The organism is Pseudomonas sp. GL-RE-26, from assembly GCF_019956275.1.
Taxonomy (GTDB): Bacteria; Pseudomonadota; Gammaproteobacteria; order Pseudomonadales; family Pseudomonadaceae; genus Aquipseudomonas; species Aquipseudomonas grandcourensis.
Genome location: NZ_JAHBDI010000036.1, coordinates 20,406 through 35,769 on the forward strand (window position 1 = coordinate 20,406; position 15,364 = coordinate 35,769).

General features: G+C 59.7%; 16 protein-coding genes and 2 pseudogenes. 11 read left to right on the forward strand and 7 right to left on the reverse strand.

Annotation, left to right across the window (positions count from 1 at the left end; translation table 11 throughout):
• Window positions 1–6: 6 nt before the first annotated feature.
• Genes KGB07_RS20980 through KGB07_RS20990 form a run of 3 tightly spaced genes read left to right on the forward strand, consistent with a single transcriptional unit; the run spans window position 7 to window position 1,869 of the window.
• Complete coding sequence (locus tag KGB07_RS20980) at window positions 7–504, forward strand: hypothetical protein (protein WP_015096369.1); 498 nt, start codon at window positions 7–9, stop codon at window positions 502–504.
• Between the two features lie 32 nt (window positions 505–536).
• Window positions 537–1,313: a class II glutamine amidotransferase gene (locus KGB07_RS20985; protein ID WP_046043863.1), complete on the forward strand. Its 777-nt coding sequence runs from the start codon at window positions 537–539 to the stop codon at window positions 1,311–1,313.
• Window positions 1,314–1,326: 13 nt separating this feature from the next.
• Entirely contained in the window at window positions 1,327–1,869 is a 543-nt protein-coding gene (locus KGB07_RS20990) for a DUF2937 family protein (RefSeq protein WP_223466450.1), read from the forward strand.
• 44 nt (window positions 1,870–1,913) lie between these two features.
• Here the strand turns inward: KGB07_RS20990 and KGB07_RS20995 are convergent, their stop codons facing one another.
• The 3 genes and pseudogenes from KGB07_RS20995 to KGB07_RS21005 all read right to left on the reverse strand — a co-directional run bounded on the left by KGB07_RS20995 (window position 1,914) and on the right by KGB07_RS21005 (window position 5,470).
• Complete coding sequence (locus tag KGB07_RS20995) at window positions 1,914–4,025, reverse strand: TonB-dependent receptor (RefSeq protein ID WP_046043866.1); 2,112 nt, start codon at window positions 4,023–4,025, stop codon at window positions 1,914–1,916.
• Between the two features lie 15 nt (window positions 4,026–4,040).
• Window positions 4,041–4,279, reverse strand: a pseudogene (locus tag KGB07_RS21000) (hypothetical protein); the annotation flags it as partial.
• Between the two features lie 261 nt (window positions 4,280–4,540).
• Complete coding sequence (locus tag KGB07_RS21005; RefSeq protein ID WP_046043868.1) at window positions 4,541–5,470, reverse strand: LysR family transcriptional regulator; 930 nt, start codon at window positions 5,468–5,470, stop codon at window positions 4,541–4,543.
• A 146-nt stretch (window positions 5,471–5,616) separates the two neighbouring features.
• Here KGB07_RS21005 and KGB07_RS21010 point away from each other — a divergent pair, with 146 nt between their 5' ends.
• The 4 genes from KGB07_RS21010 (at window position 5,617) to KGB07_RS21025 (ending at window position 9,353) form a co-directional block, all read left to right on the forward strand.
• Window positions 5,617–6,903, forward strand: a complete 1,287-nt coding sequence (locus KGB07_RS21010) for an MFS transporter (protein WP_046043869.1) — start codon at window positions 5,617–5,619, stop codon at window positions 6,901–6,903.
• Between the two features lie 73 nt (window positions 6,904–6,976).
• Entirely contained in the window at window positions 6,977–7,729 is a 753-nt protein-coding gene (locus tag KGB07_RS21015; RefSeq protein WP_046043870.1) for a 5-oxoprolinase subunit PxpA, read from the forward strand.
• Entirely contained in the window at window positions 7,726–8,430 is a 705-nt protein-coding gene (locus KGB07_RS21020; protein ID WP_046043871.1) for a 5-oxoprolinase subunit B family protein, read from the forward strand. The genes KGB07_RS21015 and KGB07_RS21020 overlap by 4 nt, the downstream gene beginning before the upstream one ends.
• On the forward strand, window positions 8,427–9,353 hold the full coding sequence (locus KGB07_RS21025) for a biotin-dependent carboxyltransferase family protein (RefSeq protein WP_046043872.1): 927 nt from the start codon (window positions 8,427–8,429) through the stop codon (window positions 9,351–9,353). The genes KGB07_RS21020 and KGB07_RS21025 overlap by 4 nt, the downstream gene beginning before the upstream one ends.
• A gap of 101 nt (window positions 9,354–9,454) precedes the next feature.
• On the opposite strand, the gene KGB07_RS21030 is transcribed toward KGB07_RS21025, so the two are convergent.
• Window positions 9,455–10,633, reverse strand: a complete 1,179-nt coding sequence (locus KGB07_RS21030) for a vWA domain-containing protein (RefSeq protein ID WP_046043874.1) — start codon at window positions 10,631–10,633, stop codon at window positions 9,455–9,457.
• Window positions 10,634–10,645: 12 nt separating this feature from the next.
• Window positions 10,646–11,491 carry an AAA family ATPase gene (locus KGB07_RS21035; RefSeq protein ID WP_007984829.1) on the reverse strand — a complete coding sequence of 282 codons (846 nt, stop codon included), beginning with the start codon at window positions 11,489–11,491 and terminating at the stop codon, window positions 10,646–10,648.
• A 205-nt stretch (window positions 11,492–11,696) separates the two neighbouring features.
• Between KGB07_RS21035 and KGB07_RS21040 the strand changes: the two genes are divergently transcribed.
• Window positions 11,697–11,927 (forward strand): DUF4160 domain-containing protein, encoded by a 231-nt coding sequence (locus tag KGB07_RS21040; RefSeq protein WP_046043879.1) that lies wholly within the window; start codon window positions 11,697–11,699, stop codon window positions 11,925–11,927.
• Window positions 11,915–12,415 carry a DUF2442 domain-containing protein gene (locus KGB07_RS21045; RefSeq protein WP_046043875.1) on the forward strand — a complete coding sequence of 167 codons (501 nt, stop codon included), beginning with the start codon at window positions 11,915–11,917 and terminating at the stop codon, window positions 12,413–12,415. The genes KGB07_RS21040 and KGB07_RS21045 overlap by 13 nt, the downstream gene beginning before the upstream one ends.
• On the opposite strand, the pseudogene KGB07_RS21050 reads toward KGB07_RS21045, so the two are convergent.
• Both KGB07_RS21050 and KGB07_RS29520 read right to left on the reverse strand, forming a co-directional pair.
• A pseudogene (locus tag KGB07_RS21050) lies at window positions 12,412–12,711 on the reverse strand (hypothetical protein); the annotation flags it as partial. The gene KGB07_RS21045 and the pseudogene KGB07_RS21050 sit on opposite strands and share 4 nt — an antisense overlap.
• On the reverse strand, window positions 12,702–12,833 hold the full coding sequence (locus KGB07_RS29520) for a hypothetical protein (protein ID WP_259674453.1): 132 nt from the start codon (window positions 12,831–12,833) through the stop codon (window positions 12,702–12,704). The pseudogene KGB07_RS21050 and the gene KGB07_RS29520, both read right to left, overlap by 10 nt.
• Before the next feature lie 130 nt (window positions 12,834–12,963).
• Here KGB07_RS29520 and cysK point away from each other — a divergent pair, with 130 nt between their 5' ends.
• Both cysK and KGB07_RS21060 read left to right on the forward strand, forming a co-directional pair.
• Complete coding sequence (gene cysK / locus KGB07_RS21055; RefSeq protein ID WP_046043877.1) at window positions 12,964–13,938, forward strand: cysteine synthase A; 975 nt, start codon at window positions 12,964–12,966, stop codon at window positions 13,936–13,938.
• A gap of 265 nt (window positions 13,939–14,203) precedes the next feature.
• On the forward strand, window positions 14,204–15,142 hold the full coding sequence (locus KGB07_RS21060; RefSeq protein WP_046043878.1) for an aspartyl/asparaginyl beta-hydroxylase domain-containing protein: 939 nt from the start codon (window positions 14,204–14,206) through the stop codon (window positions 15,140–15,142).
• The last annotated feature ends 222 nt before the right edge of the window (window positions 15,143–15,364 follow it).

A 15,364-nucleotide genomic window follows, 5' to 3' on the forward strand; every position in this document is an offset into this window, starting at 1 on the left:
CTTGCCATGGACACCATGACCGAGAACGACTATCTGATCGCTTGGGGCCTCTACGCCTTCGCCGCTTTGGGCTGCCTGTTGGTGTGGATGCGCTTGACCCGCTGGATGTGGCGTTGGCTGCGTGAGCCACTGCGGCTGGCGATGGTCGTGCTGCTGTTCAGCCCGACCATCATCGACCCGGTGAAGGACAAAGTCGCACCGGCTGTCGCCATTACCGCGCTCGACCTGCTGTTCAAGGTCGGCAATAACGCCTGGCGGGCGATTTCCGATCTGTTCATGTACGGCATGATCGCGTTCGGCCTCTATCTGGTGCTGGTGGCGATCCGTTTCCCCATCGAACGCGCCTCCAACGCCCGCAAGGAGCGTGAGGCTGCCACCAAAGCCGCCGTCCGCGCCGAAGAGCCTGAGGATGATCAACCGTTCGGCGGTGCCGGCGATGATCGTTACGGTCGTCCGCCCGTGCCGAGCAATCCTCAGCGGATGCGAGTCGAACCCCGTCTGTAACCTTGCCCCTGCGATTGAGCGAGAGTCCGAGCATGTGTGAGTTATTGGGCATGAGCGCCAATGTCCCGACCGATATCGTGTTCAGCTTCACCGGGCTGATGCAGCGCGGCGGACGCACCGGCCCGCACCGCGATGGCTGGGGCATTGCCTTCTATGAAGGCCGTGGGCTGCGGTTGTTCCAGGACCCGGCGGCGAGCTGCGAGTCGGAAGTCGCGAACCTGGTGCAGCGCTATCCAATCAAGAGCGAAGTGGTGATCGGGCACATCCGCCAGGCTAACGTCGGCAAGGTCTGCCTGTCCAACACGCATCCGTTCGTCCGAGAGCTGTGGGGGCGCAACTGGTGTTTCGCCCATAACGGCCAGTTGGCGGACTTCCAGCCAGTGGCCAGTTTCTATCGCCCGGTTGGGGATACCGACAGTGAAGCGGCGTTCTGCGATTTGCTCAATCGTGTGCGTGCGGCGTTCCCCGAGCCGGTCGAAGTCGAAGCGTTGCTGCCTGATCTGGTGGCTGCTTGCGCCGAATACCGCAGCAAAGGCGTGTTCAATTGCCTGCTCAGCGACGGCGACTGGCTGTTCTGCTATTGCTCGACCAAACTGGCGCAAATCACCCGTCGCGCACCGTTTGGCCCGGCACGCTTGAAAGATGTCGACGTGATCGTCGATTTTCAGGCCGAAACCACGCCTAACGATGTGGTAACCGTCATCGCCACCGAACCCCTGACCGAAAACGAAACCTGGACCCGCTACGAACCGGGTCAATGGAGCCTGTGGCGACGCGGCGAATGCGTCAGCCAGGGCCAGACCTCATAAGGATTCAACCCCCATGTTGCTCAGTTATCTACGGCTGGTGTTGTTTGCGGCGGGTCTGTTGATCGGTGTCCAGGTGCCGGGCTTCATCAGCGATTACGCCAAGCGGGTCGAAGCGCACCTGATCGAGGCGCAGGCTGGTTTGAGCGGCTTCCAGAACACCGCCAATCAGTTCTTCAAGGGTGACATGCAGGCTCTGGTCGCGCATTACCGCGCCAGTGAAGACCCGATCTTTCGCAGCGATGCCGACAGCCTGAGCAACCTGCTGACCCGTCAACTGGCGCTGGACAAGCAATTCCAGGCGATGCAGGGCTCGTGGTACATCCGCTTCCTGCAAGTAGTGCTGGCCGCCGATCCGGACATCCGCAAGGAAACCTGGAATGGCTACAGCTACCAGATCCTGTTGACGCCCGAAGCGATGGTCTGGGGCATGAGCGGCGCATTGTTGCTGTCGTTCGGGATCGAGTGCCTGTTCCGTCTGATCGACTGGGTGGTGTTGGGCGGCAAGCGTCTGCGCCAGAGCCGGCCGATCGAAGAGCGGGATTTGCGCGGCTTGTAACACCGTTGAACGTCAAGGAGCCGGCAAGCCGGCTCCTTGCTTGATTACCAATCTATCGAATAGGTCATGCTCAAGGTACGGCCTTCGGCGTTGGGGAATGGCGCTTTGGCGTTGGCCTGGGCGAACAGGTTGACGTACGTGCGGTTGGTCAGGTTGTACACCCCGCCTTCCAGACGACCGACCGGCAAGTACACGGAGCCGAGCAGGTCCACCAGCGTATAGCCTTCGATGTCGCGCCCGTTGTTGTCCTTGGCGGCAGCGTCGTAACTGGCCAGGTGCATGCCTTGCAGGCGCAGGGTGTAGTCGTCTTCGGCGTAGCCGACGAACAGCGTGGTCTTGGCCGGTGAAATGCGTGTCGCCGGCAGATCGATCCATTTCCCGTTCTGCTCGGTCTCGCCTTTGGCCCAGGCATAGGTGCCACCTACCGACCAGTGATCGGTCGCGAGGTAGGTCAGGCTGTTTTCGATGCCGCGAACCCGCTCCTTCTGGTTGATCAGACGCAAGACACGGTTATTGGCATCGTAGAACTGAGTCACGTCCGAGGTGTTTTCATAGACGGTGACGTCGGCCTGCCACCGGTCCCAGTCACCGCGCCAGCCCAGCTCATAGCTGTCGACCTTGATGGCCTGGGCGTTGAGGCTCTGGATGTCGAAGGTGCTGTTCACGTCACGCAAGAAGCGCTGGATGTCCGGCAGCGAAAACCCCTGGCTGTAATTGGCGAAGACGTCCTGATGTTCACTCAGGTGATAGACCGCGCCCAGGTTATAGAGCGTAGCGTCGTACTTGAGGGTGTCACCGGGCAGGATGGCACGTACGCCGGTCTGGACGATCTGACCGTAAGCGATGCTGTCGGAGACCTCGCTTTCGATCCATTCGCGGCGCACACCGCCACGCAAGGTCCAGTCTCCGATGTCCCAGGACATCTGTCCGAACAGCGCCTTGGTGGTGGTTTCGATATCCGGGCCCATCTCGTAAGTGGTGCCGGTCTTGGTGTAGGTCAGCCCTTTGAGGGTGTATTGGTCACCGCGCTGGCGGGAGCGTTCGTGATCGTAGTCGGCGCCCCAGACCAGGTTGCCCGTGGCGCTGCCGATGGCCGGCAATGGCGTGTCGATGGCCGCACGCAGGCCGTATACATCCTGCACGCTGTTGTTGTCGGCGATCCCGGCCTTGCCCCGCGACAGGTCCGGGAAGAACAGCGCGTCGGCCCGGCGCCAGTAGCTTTCCAGTTGCAGGCCCTGGCCGTAGAAGTCGTTGTCGGTGTAGTTGAGGTTGGCCGCCTGGTTATGAGTGTAGGGCTGGTCGTCGAGTTTCAGTCCTTTGACCGCCACGGCCTCTTTCAGGTTTTTCGGGTCTTTTGTGTAGTCAGTGTCCTGCTGGTCCTTGTAGTCCTGCAGCGACAGGCTGAGTTTTTTATCGGCATCCAGTTCGTAACCGAAACGACCCTGCAGGTCATAGGTGTCGGTGTCCATGTTGCTGCCCTGGGATGTGTCCTGAGGGATGCGATTGCCGTTGCCGTCGTACTGATCGTTGCGCTGGGTCAGGTCGGCGGACAGGTACCAGTCCAGGGCATCCTTGCGCCCGGTCGCACTCTGAAAGGCCTCGTAGGCGAAACCCTTGCTGTTGAGGTTGTTGCCGGTGGTCAGGCCCAGTTTGCTGCTGTAGGCAAGGTCCTGACCCTGGTTGCGCTTGGTGATGATGTTGATGATGCCGCCCGAAGCACCGGCTCCATAAATGCTGCTGGCGCCGGAAACCACCTCGATGCGTTCGATACTGGCCGGTGCGATGCTGTTGAGTTGGCGGAAGTTGTCGCGCGTGGCGTTCTGCGACACGCCGTCGATCAACACCAGCATGTTGCGCCCGCGCAGGGTCTGGCCGAAGTTGCTCATCCCGCCGCTGGACGGCGCCAGGCCGGGAACCAGTTGCCCAAGGATGTCGGAGACCCGACGCCCGGCGCCACTCTGTTGGCGGATCTGCTGTTCGTCGATTACCTGGACCGAGCCTGGAATCGAGGCAATGGTCGCTTCGCTACGCGTCGCGGAAACGACGGTGGCCTGCATGTTCAATGTGCCGGGTTGCTGGTCGGTATCCTCGGCCCATGCCTGGGCGCTGACGGAGCCGAGCAACGGAATCAACAGGGAAAGTTTGGTTCGGTTCATGAGGTGGTCTTTTTCTTAGTCGTGACAAGTGTGGGGAGACAAGATTGCGGGGGCAGGCGTAGAGGTGAATGAGCGCACCCGGCGGATTCCGATGGCGGCCAGGGCGTAGGCGACGGGGAGCAGTGCGCATTGCCAGATGCCCCAGAGCAACCGGCTGACGAGAAACCCAGCCATTGGTTAGCCAGTGCCGTGGCCACCAGCGTCAGGGCGCAGAGCCAGGCAACGCCCTCGATGAGGCGCAAGGTGTAAGCCGGATCAGGCGTTGCAAGCAGCGCTGCGCGGCGGGCGCCGGGGCATTGCTCAAAGGGTCGAGGGTGATGCGGCGGGACTGGAAGGCCGGAGTGCCGAGGGCTTGGCTCCAGTGTGAGAGCAATTGCTGCTGTTTTTGCGTGTAAGCGCGAATCAAGTCCGATTCCTTCTGGACGGTGGTTTAGCTGAATGCGCGCAGAGAATACATTTTCAAAATATTAATGCAAATGATAGTAATTGATATTTATGGCGCGAGGCGCACCTTTTCAGAGTCTTGCCAGGGGTTTACTCAAGACCATGTAGCGCTCTCCCACCTTCCGCGCATACTCCTCCAGCACCTGCTGACACAACGCCACAATCTCCTCGACCCACTCAACGCCCACTCGCCACGACACCACCACCTGCAGGTCGGGTGGTCGCTGATCGATGTCCAGCAGGGTCAACTCCCCCCGTGCCAGCTCTTCGGCCACCAGCACCGGCGGCAACGCGCCGATGCCAAAGCCGTCGCGCAGCAGCCGGGTAATCGCCGACACCGAGTTCACGCAGTTCAGACGTGGCGCCGTCACGCCATTGGCCTGCATCAGGGCGAGCACTTCCTGATGCGGGTGAGAGTTTTTCGAGTAGGTAATGATCCGCTCTTTCGCCAGATCGGCGACGCCTGAATACTCACGGTTGTACAGGGAATTGCTGGCGACAATCCAGCCCATGGGGTGGCTGGCCAGTTCCAGGCTGCGCACGCTTTCCTGGCGCAGCAGGTCGGTCTGCAGAATCACATCGAGGAAGCCTTTTTGCAGCTGATCGCAGAGGTTGAGCGAGGTATCGGCCACCAGTTCGATTTCCACCAGCGGGTAGTGATCGGTCATCTGCGCCACCAACGGGCTGAGCCAGGTATGGATCACCGTGTCCATCACGCCGATGCGCACCCGTCCGGCCTTGCTCGAGCGGGTCTCGATCGACTGCTTGAGTGCCTGCATGGTGTCCATCATCTGCTCGGCGTAATCGAGCACCTTGAGGCCTTCGGGTGTCAGGCTCACGCCGCGCGAATCCCGCAGAAACAGCTTTACCCCCAGCTCGCCTTCAAGCACTGCGATGCGGCTGGAAATCGAAGCCTGAGTGGTGAAGAGCTTGTCGGCGGTCAGGCGGAAACTCTTGAGTCGGGCGACCCAGACGAAGGTCTCGAGAAACTTCAGGTTCATGGGATAAAGATTTCTTATGTCTAAGGCGGGTTTTTATTAGTTGGACGCAGTAGGGGCGCGCGTCCAAAAATCGACGCATCCGGTTCCCACGATAGGCGTCGTCGGGGCTCAGAACAATACCAATAAAATCAGCGCGGAGATTTGCCATGAGTGCGCCCGACACCACCGCCATCCCGAAAGCCTCGGCCCGCCCGGGACCTTTCGACTGGTATCGCAACATCAATCAGCAGGAACGCCGCACCTTCTGGAGCTGCAAGATCGGCTATGGCCTGGACGGCATGGACACCCAGATGCTCAGCTTCGTGGTGCCGACCCTGATTGCCATGTGGGGCATCACCACCGGCCAGGCCGGGCTGATTCACACCAGCACGCTGATCGCTTCAGCCATCGGTGGCTGGGTGGCGGGGATTCTGTCCGATCGCATCGGTCGTGTGCGCACCTTGCAACTGACCGTGCTGTGGTTTGCTTTCTTCACCTTCCTCTGCGGCTTTGCCCAGAGCTACGAGCAACTGCTGATTGCCCGCACGTTGATGGGCTTCGGTTTCGGCGGCGAGTGGACGGCCGGCGCGGTGCTGATGGGCGAGGTGATTCGTGCCCAGGACCGTGGCAAGGCTGTTGGCATGGTGCAATCCGGCTGGGCGCTGGGTTGGGGGCTGACGGCGATTCTGTATGCGCTGCTGTTCTCGGTATTGCCACCGGAAGACGCCTGGCGCGCGCTGTTCATCCTCGGCATCGTGCCGGCGATTTTCGTGATCTTCGTTCGCCGGTTGGTGAAAGACCCGGAAATCTACCGTGAGGCCAAGGCTAAACAGGAGCCGAGCAACCCGTCGAAGTTCTACGAGATTTTCGCCCCCGACATGCTCTTCACCACGATTCGCGCTTCGTTGCTGACCACCGGCGCTCTGGGCGGCTACTACGCGATCACGTCCTGGTTGCCGACTTTCCTGAAGAACGAACGCGGTTTGAGCGTACTCAATACCAGTGGTTATCTGGCGATGGTGATCGTCGGGTCCTACGTCGGTTATGTCATCAGCGCCTATTTGACCGACATCCTTGGACGTAAAAAGAACTTCATCCTGTTCGCCGTGGGCTCGTTCACCATTGTCTTGCTGTACACCCAACTGCCAGTCAGCAACGGCGTGATGCTGTGGCTGGGCTTTCCGCTGGGCTTCTTCGCCTCGGGGATTTTCAGTGGCATGGGGGCATTCCTGACCGAGTTGTTCCCCACACGCATTCGCGGTTCTGGCCAGGGTTTTTGCTACAACATCGGCCGGGCGCTGGCGGCGTTGTTCCCGCTGCTGATCGGCCTGCTCAGCCAGACCGTGCCGCTGAGTGTGGGCATCGGTGCCTTTGCGGCGGTTTCCTACGGCGTGGTGATCCTCGCGGCCCTGAGTTTGCCGGAAACCCGTGGCAAGCAACTCGACGCCCAGTAACTGATAACCTGCGGGGCTGTCTCATAGATATGTCCCGCAGCTAAAAAGAATAAAGCCTACAGGAGTGTTCAGCGTGAGCCGCCTGCTATTGAACTGCGACATCGGCGAGAGTTTCGGCAGCTGGACCATGGGTCTGGACGCGGAAATCATGCCCTTCATCGATTGCGCCAACATCGCCTGCGGTTTCCACGCCGGCGACCCGAGCATCATGCGCAAGACCGTCAGCCTGGCCCTCAGCCACGGTGTGCAAGTTGGCGCGCATCCGGCCTATCAGGACCTGGTGGGGTTTGGCCGTCGCTCCATGGCCTATGCCTCCCAGGAACTTCAAGACATTCTGCATTACCAGATCGGCGCCCTCGACGGCATCTGCCGGGCCCAGGGTGGGCGAGTCAGCTACGTCAAACCCCATGGCGCGATGTACAACGACATGATGGCCAACCCGGCACAACTGCGCGCCGTGCTGCAAGCGGTTGCGTCCTATGACCGCAACCTGCCATTGATGTTGATGGCCACCCGCGACAACAGTGCGGCCCAACAACTGGGCGATGAGTACGGCGTGACCCTGTGGTTCGAAGCATTCGCCGACCGCGCTTACGACAGCGCAGGCAGGCTGGTGTCGCGACAACTGCCGGGAGCGGTGCATCACGACCCGGAAAAAATCATCGAGCAGGCGCTGACCATTGCCCGTGGCGATCCGCTCACTGCCAGCGACGGCAGCGCCCTGCATTTACAGGCCAATACCCTGTGCGTGCACGGCGACAACGCCAGTTCGGTCGCTGCCGTGCAACGCATCCGTGAAGCCTTGAACCGGCAGAGCGCGTCATGAAGCTGCGGGTAGAAGTGGTGGCGCTGGATTGCCTGATGGTGCGCCTGTTCGATGAAATTGCCGAAACCAACATGCCGTGGATGCTGGCGGCAAGTGAAAGTCTGCGCGCGGCATTCGCCGGGCATCTGATCGATCTGGTGCCGTCCTACACCACCTTGATGGTGCATTACGACTTGACCGCGCTGAGTCCTGCCCAGGCCCGGGAGTTGATTGCCCAGGCACTGATCGATCTGTCGCCCAATGCGCGTACTCGCGGCACCTGTCATGTGCTGCCAGTGTGGTACGACTTGAGCGTCGGTCCGGAATTGAACCTGTTGTCGCAACGCAGCGGGTTGGCGGTGGAGGAGGTGATCCGTCGTCACTGTGAGCGTGAATATCAGGTGTTTGCCCTGGGTTTTGCACCGGGCTTCGCCTTCATGGGGTTGGTGGAGGAGGTGCTCGCCGCGCCACGTCTGAACACGCCTCGCAAGAAAGTCGCCGCCGGCAGTGTCGGCATCGCCGAACGGCAGACGGCGGCCTACCCGGTGGTGTCGCCGGGCGGCTGGAACCTGATCGGCCGCACCCCGGCCAAATTGTTCGATCGCAACCGTGACGGCTATAGCCTGATGCAACCCGGTGACACTGTACGGTTCGAAGCGGTCGGCCATGCCGAATTCATTAACCTGGGCGGTGACGACACGCCACTGGAGGCCCAGGCATGAGCCGTCTGATGATTGAAGCAAGTACGGCGCTATGCCTGTTGCAGGACGCCGGTCGATTTGGCGTGCGGCATCTGGGTGTGACCCAGGGTGGAGCGGCCGATTGGCGTTCGATGTCCTGGGCCAACTGGCTGCTGGGCAACGGACTGGATGCGCCGGTAATCGAAATCACCCTCGGCGGGTTCACCGTCGTGGCCGAGGACGATTGCGTGCTGGCCTTGGCCGGAGCGGATCTAGGCGCGAAGGTGGATGGCGAGGCGTTGGCGCCTTGGCGCAGTTTCAGGTTGCACAAAGGCCAGCGTTTGCAATTCACCCAACCGCTGCTCGGTGCTCGCGCCTATCTGGCAGCGCCGGGTGGATTTGATGCACCAAAGGTGCTGGGCAGCAGTTCAACGGTAGTCCGGGAGGAACTCGGCGGCCTGGACGGAATGGGCCATGCGCTGGGTAAAGGCGCGTCATTGAGCTACTCGGGGAACTCGCTGGTATTGCTGCGGGAGTTGCCGAACGAATACGTGCCGGATTTCACCGGTGAGCCATTGCTGGATCTGGTGCTCGGTGCGCAGATTGGCGAGTTCAGCGGGCAGAGCCTGTTCGATGCGTTCAACAGCGTGTGGAGCCTCGACAGCCGGGCCGACCGGATGGGGATTCGCCTGCTGGGTAAGGCGCTGCAGTACCAGGGCAAACCGATGATTTCCGAAGGCATTCCGTTGGGGGCGGTCCAGGTGCCGCCTGACGGGCAGCCGATTGTGTTGCTCAATGATCGACAGACCATTGGTGGGTATCCGCGGTTGGGAGCGTTGACGCCGTTGGCGCTGGCGCGGCTGGCGCAGTGCTTGCCGGGGGGGCGGGTGCGGTTGCGGCCGGTGGTGCAGGATGTCGCCCATCGCGAACAAATCGAGTATTTACAGCGCTTCATTAACCGCTAAATGCTTCGCGAGCAGGCTCGCTCCCACATTGGATCTTTGCCATACATAAGACCCTGTGGGAGCGAGCCTGCTCGCGATGGGGCTCTAACGGGCGCCGCAGACTACTTGGAAAGAAACCGCATCCCTTCTTCCAACCCGCGAAGGGTCAACGGATACATCTGGTCCTCAATCAAATCCCGCACGATATTGGTCGACGAGGTATAGCCCCAGGTGTCCTTCGGATACGGGTTGATCCAGATGAGCTTCTTGTACTTCTCCTTGAACCGCTGCATCCACACGTAACCGGCTTCTTCGTTCCAGTGCTCGACGCTGCCGCCCGCCTGGGTGATTTCATAGGGCGCCATGGCGGCGTCACCGATGAAGATCACTTTGTAGTCGGCGCCGTACTTGTGCAGCAGGTCCATGGTCGAGGTGCGCTCGGAGGTGCGGCGCATGTTGTTCTTCCACACCGATTCATAAATGAAGTTGTGGAAGTAGAAGTACTCCAGATGCTTGAACTCGGTCTTGCAGGCCGAGAACAACTCCTCGCAAATCTTCACATGTGCGTCCATCGAGCCGCCGATGTCGAACAGCAGCAACAGCTTGACGGTGTTGCGTCGTTCCGGCCGCATCTGGATGTTCAGCAGGCCAGCATCCTTGGCGGTGTGGTCGATGGTGCCATCGATGTCCAGTTCTTCCGCCGCACCCTGCCGGGCAAACTTGCGCAAGCGCCGCAGGGCGACCTTGATGTTGCGCGTACCCAGTTCGACCGAGTCGTCGAGGTTCTTGTATTCGCGTTGGTCCCAGACCTTGGCCGCCTTGCCCTGGCGCTTGCCGGCATCGCCGACCCGAATGCCTTCCGGGTTGAAGCCACCGGAGCCGAACGGGCTGGTGCCACCGGTGCCGATCCACTTGTTGCCACCGGCGTGGCGTTCCTTCTGTTCTTCGAGGCGTTTCTTGAACTCTTCGATCAGCTTGTCCAGGCCACCCAGGGACTGGATCGCCGCCCGTTCTTCATCGGTCAGCGAGCGCTCGAATTCCTTGCGCAGCCAGTCTTCCGGAATCAGCGCCTGCAGGTGGTCGTCGAGTTTTTCCAGGCCATTGAAGTAGGCACCGAACGCACGGTCGAACTTGTCGAAATGCTTTTCGTCCTTCACCAGGATCGTCCGGGACAGGTAATAGAACTCGTCCATGTCGGCGAAGGTCACGCGCTGTTTCAGCGCGTTGATCAGGTCCAGCAGCTCACGCACCGAGACCGGCACCTTGGCTGCGCGCATTTCATTGAACAGGTTGAGCAGCATGGCATCAGCCTCTTAGCGGGTGCCGCGACGGCTCATGAACGCCAGACGCTCCAGCAGTTGCACGTCCTGTTCGTTCTTCACCAAAGCGCCGGCCAGCGGCGGGATGGCTTTGGTCGGATCGCGTTCACGCAGCACCGCTTCGCCGATGTTGTCGGCCATCAGCAGCTTCAGCCAGTCCACCAGCTCGGAGGTCGAAGGCTTCTTCTTCAGGCCCGGCACCTTGCGCACGTCGAAGAACACGTCCAGCGCTTCGCTGACCAGGTCTTTCTTGATGTCCGGGTAATGCACGTCGACGATCCGCTGCATCGTGACACGGTCCGGGAAGGCGATGTAGTGGAAGAAGCAGCGGCGCAGGAACGCGTCCGGCAGCTCTTTCTCGTTGTTGGAGGTAATGATGATGATCGGGCGCTTCTTGGCCTTGATGGTCTCGTCGATTTCGTAAACGTAGAACTCCATTTTGTCGAGTTCTTGCAGCAGGTCGTTGGGGAATTCGATGTCGGCCTTGTCGATTTCGTCGATCAGCAGGATGACCCGTTCTTCGGACTCGAAAGCTTCCCAGAGCTTGCCCTTTTTCAGGTAGTTGCGAACGTCGTGAACCTTTTCCGTGCCCAGTTGCGAGTCGCGCAGGCGGCTGACCGCGTCGTACTCGTACAGGCCTTGATGGGCCTTGGTGGTGGACTTGATGTGCCAGGTGATCAGCTTGGCGCCAAAGGATTCGGCCAGTTGCTCGGCGAGCATGGTCTTGCCGGTGCCCGGTTCGCCCTTGACCAGCAACGGCCGCTCCAGAGTGATGGCGGCGTTGACCGCCAGCTTCAGGTCATCGGTGGCGACGTAGGCCTGGGTGCCTTCGAACTTCATCTGCTAATCCTCGAACGGTAACGCCGACCTGAACGAGGCAGGGCGGGGGCGCAATAAAATGGTCAGCCCCGACTATAACGCGGTGCCCGGTCGACTGTGAACGCAGACGGCTTATTCAGTCTCTGAATGGGGCGTCACATCTTGACCCAGTCTCGGTAACAGGCCAGCATAGAGATATCGCCATTTTGGCGATAGCATGCCGGGCATGTCTACAAAATACCGATTTCGAGATACATACCGCATTCAGTTGCGCGAAAAGGATCATCCACCGCCGCACGTTCATCTGACGGGTGGCGGGCTGGATGTCATGTTGAGCCTGGAAACTGTCGAAGTGATGGTGGGCAAGGCACCGCCGCTGATTCTCAGGGAAGCTCTGGAGTGGGTCAGAGCCAACCAGACTCAATTGCTGGAGGATTGGAAACGATGCTACCCATGAAACGACCACGGCTATCGGCAGTGCAAGCGTTGTCGGATTATCGTTTGGCGCTGACATTTATCGATGGCCAGCAACTGCTGCTCGATTTGAGCCGCGACCTGCATGCCTATCCAGGCCTGCAACCTTTACAGGGAGTCGCTTTTGAATATGCAGCGTTGGGTGACGATGGCTGGAGTGTCGAATGGCCTGAACTCGATATCCAGATTGGTGCAGACACTCTCTACCTGGATGCCTTGGCGCAAAATGCAGCCGACGAGAACACCCGAATCTTTATCGATTGGCGTGCTCGCACCGGGTTATCGCTTAATCAGGCGGCTGAAGCGCTGGGGGTCAGTACCCGTAGCATCACCCGATACAGCAGTGGTCGCGAAGCGGTGCCGCGATCGTTAGCCTTGGCCTGCCTGGGTTGGGATTTCCTGCAGCAGCAATCGAATTCATCCCGAGCGGCAGAAGACACTGGCCGGTACATCGTCACGCGCAAAAACTAGCCTGCATCCGGCTTGGGCCGTTCACACCGTGCAGTGAATGCCGGTATGAATCCATTGCGTAAAATCTGCAAAAAAGCCTGGAATGCGCTGACATCTTGCTGATGCACGTTACCCTTGAGTTCGACCCGTGTCGCAAACTGGTTTTTGCCCTGGTTTTTCAAGACGGTCTCGGTACTGCCGACGAGGGCTTCCCAAATCGAGCGGAACAGTCCTTTGTCCTTGTTTTCCACATCCTGCTGCCAGTTGAACACATCGACATCGCGCAGTAGTGGCTTGATATAGCCAGTCAGTCGCCCATGTTCGCCAACCGCTCATTGAGGTAGTCGCGCACCAGACAGGGCAATGCGATGTGGAGCGTTATCAGCAGCACAATCAGGCCGATGAGGGGCCGCAGGGGCCAACTGTATCGACGTTTCATGGTGGAAAATTTCTGACGATCCAAAGCCATTGACTGCACTGACAAGCGGACGTTCGACCTGACTGGACGCCTGCGGGCAAGAGGGCTTACCTTGATGCCCTATTTCAATGCTGTCGTTAAGGACCCAGCCATGAGCCGCATTTTCGCTGACAACGCCCACTCCATCGGCAATACGCCGCTGGTGCAGATCAATCGCATTGCGCCGCGTGGTGTGACCATCCTGGCCAAGATCGAAGGGCGCAACCCCGGTTACTCGGTCAAGTGCCGGATCGGTGCGAACATGATCTGGGATGCCGAGAGCAGTGGCAAACTCAAGCCGGGCATGACCATCGTGGAACCCACCTCCGGCAATACCGGCATCGGCCTGGCCTTCGTGGCCGCCGCCCGTGGCTACAAACTGATGCTGACCATGCCGGCGTCCATGAGTATCGAACGCCGCAAGGTGCTCAAGGCACTGGGCGCCGAACTGGTGTTGACCGAGCCGGCCAAAGGCATGAAGGGCGCGATCGAGAAAGCCGGTGAAATCGTTGCCGGCGACCCGTCGAAGTACTTCATGCCGGCGCAATTCGACAACCCGGCCAACCCGGCCATCCACGAAAAAACCACCGGCCCCGAAATCTGGAACGATACCGACGGCGCGGTCGACGTGCTGGTGGCAGGCGTCGGAACCGGTGGAACCATCACCGGGGTTTCACGGTATATCAAGAATACCCAGGGCAAGCCGATACTCTCGGTAGCGGTGGAGCCGGCGGTGTCGCCGGTGATCACCCAGGCCCTGGCCGGTGAGGAGATCAAGCCAAGCCCGCATAAAATCCAGGGCATCGGTGCCGGTTTTGTGCCGAATAACCTCGATTTGTCGATCGTCGATCGGGTGGAGTTGGTCAGTGACGAAGAGTCCAAGGCCATGGCCTTGCGCTTGATGCAGGAAGAAGGAATCTTGTGCGGGATTTCCTGCGGCGCCGCCATGGCAGTGGCTGTTCGGCTGGCCGAGACCCCGGAAATGCAGGGCAAGACCATCGTCGTGATCCTGCCGGATTCCGGTGAACGTTACCTGTCGAGCATGCTGTTCAGTGATCTGTTTACCGAACAGGAGAATCAGCAGTAAGCACTAAACATTGGTGGATCGCGGCTGACGATGATGGCTGAGGCGTTATCGCTGGTTGCGATCTATTGATCTGGTCCGGTTGATGATGGATTTGCATCAGCCAGCGTTCAGGCGTCTTATGTTAAGAAATGTTTTGTTGCACATTCATTAACAATGAATGTTGAAAAGTGCAGGTTTTTCACCGGGTCGGTAGTGTTTATCATGCTGGCAGCCAAGTCGGGCAATGGACGTGGCGCAGCGTCGTTTATCTTCAAAGGAGTTGTTGATGACCTTATCGTTTGCCGCGAAGGCCTCGTTGTTGCTGCTGTTTCTCGGCAGCACCCTCTATGTGCATTTACGCGGTAAGGCGCGCTTGCCGGTTTTGCGCCAGTTCGTGAACCATTCGGCACTGTTCGCCCCCTATAACGCCTTGATGTACCTGTTTTCCAGTGTGCCCTCGAAACCGTATCTGGATCGCAGCAAGTTCCCGGAACTGGATGTGCTCAAGGACAACTGGGAGGTGATTCGCGACGAGGCGATGCACTTGTTCGACGAGGGGTATATCCGCGCGGCGGCAAAGAACAACGACGCCGGTTTCGGCTCATTCTTCAAGAAGGGCTGGAAGCGTTTCTATCTCAAGTGGTATGACGAACCGCTGCCTTCCGCCGAAGCCCTGTGCCCGAAAACCGTGGAACTGGTCAGTAGCATTCCCAACGTCAAAGGTGCCATGTTCGCGCTGCTGCCGGGTGGCAGCCACCTCAACCCGCATCGTGATCCGTTTGGCGGCTCCCTGCGTTATCACTTGGGCCTGTCCACCCCCAATTCCGATGATTGCCGCATCTTTGTCGACGGTCAGGTTTACGCCTGGCGCGATGGTGAAGACGTGATGTTCGACGAGACCTACGTGCACTGGGTCAAGAATGAAACGGAAAAGACTCGCGTCATCCTGTTCTGCGACATCGAACGTCCGCTGAGCAATCGCTTAATGACCCGCATCAACCGCAGCATCAGCGCCTGGCTGGGTCGCGCCACCGCCCCTCAGAACCTGGACGACGAACGTGTGGGCGGGATCAACCGGGCCTACGCCTGGAGCAAGAACTCCAGCGATAAATTCAGTGGCGTGGTCAAGCAATGGAAGCGGCGTAATCCCAAGGCCTACCGTGTACTGCGCCCGGTACTGGCGGTGATGGTGCTGACGTTGTTGGGGTATTGGTTGTTTGGCTGAAGCCGGATACAGAACAGCAAAACCGCTCGTTGTGAGCGGTTTTTTTATTTGTGCGCCAGGCATGGCGCGTTGCGCGTAAGCGCAACCAGCTTGGCTGTGGTGGCCTCGCTGGTGACTTGGAGGTGAAAGTCCTCTACACACCCGGCAAGGGGAAGTGTTAGCCAGAGGCAAGGGTGTCGCGGGTGACTGCGAATCTGAAGGAAGCCCGAGGCAAACTGCTGG

What these genes read in the sequence shown, in the direction of transcription:
- KGB07_RS20980 (WP_015096369.1), top strand. Translation starts at nt 7, where the DNA reads ATGGACACCATGACCGAGAACGACTATCTGATCGCTTGGGGCCTCTAC.
- KGB07_RS20985 (WP_046043863.1), top strand. Translation starts at nt 537, where the DNA reads ATGTGTGAGTTATTGGGCATGAGCGCCAATGTCCCGACCGATATCGTG.
- KGB07_RS20990 (WP_223466450.1), top strand. Translation starts at nt 1,327, where the DNA reads ATGTTGCTCAGTTATCTACGGCTGGTGTTGTTTGCGGCGGGTCTGTTG.
- KGB07_RS20995 (WP_046043866.1), bottom strand. Translation starts at nt 4,025, where the DNA reads ATGAACCGAACCAAACTTTCCCTGTTGATTCCGTTGCTCGGCTCCGTC.
- KGB07_RS21005 (WP_046043868.1), bottom strand. Translation starts at nt 5,470, where the DNA reads ATGAACCTGAAGTTTCTCGAGACCTTCGTCTGGGTCGCCCGACTCAAG.
- KGB07_RS21010 (WP_046043869.1), top strand. Translation starts at nt 5,617, where the DNA reads ATGAGTGCGCCCGACACCACCGCCATCCCGAAAGCCTCGGCCCGCCCG.
- KGB07_RS21020 (WP_046043871.1), top strand. Translation starts at nt 7,726, where the DNA reads ATGAAGCTGCGGGTAGAAGTGGTGGCGCTGGATTGCCTGATGGTGCGC.
- KGB07_RS21025 (WP_046043872.1), top strand. Translation starts at nt 8,427, where the DNA reads ATGAGCCGTCTGATGATTGAAGCAAGTACGGCGCTATGCCTGTTGCAG.
- KGB07_RS21030 (WP_046043874.1), bottom strand. Translation starts at nt 10,633, where the DNA reads ATGCTGCTCAACCTGTTCAATGAAATGCGCGCAGCCAAGGTGCCGGTC.
- KGB07_RS21035 (WP_007984829.1), bottom strand. Translation starts at nt 11,491, where the DNA reads ATGAAGTTCGAAGGCACCCAGGCCTACGTCGCCACCGATGACCTGAAG.
- KGB07_RS21040 (WP_046043879.1), top strand. Translation starts at nt 11,697, where the DNA reads ATGTCTACAAAATACCGATTTCGAGATACATACCGCATTCAGTTGCGC.
- KGB07_RS21045 (WP_046043875.1), top strand. Translation starts at nt 11,915, where the DNA reads ATGCTACCCATGAAACGACCACGGCTATCGGCAGTGCAAGCGTTGTCG.
- KGB07_RS29520 (WP_259674453.1), bottom strand. Translation starts at nt 12,833, where the DNA reads ATGAAACGTCGATACAGTTGGCCCCTGCGGCCCCTCATCGGCCTGATT.
- cysK (WP_046043877.1), top strand. Translation starts at nt 12,964, where the DNA reads ATGAGCCGCATTTTCGCTGACAACGCCCACTCCATCGGCAATACGCCG.
- KGB07_RS21060 (WP_046043878.1), top strand. Translation starts at nt 14,204, where the DNA reads ATGACCTTATCGTTTGCCGCGAAGGCCTCGTTGTTGCTGCTGTTTCTC.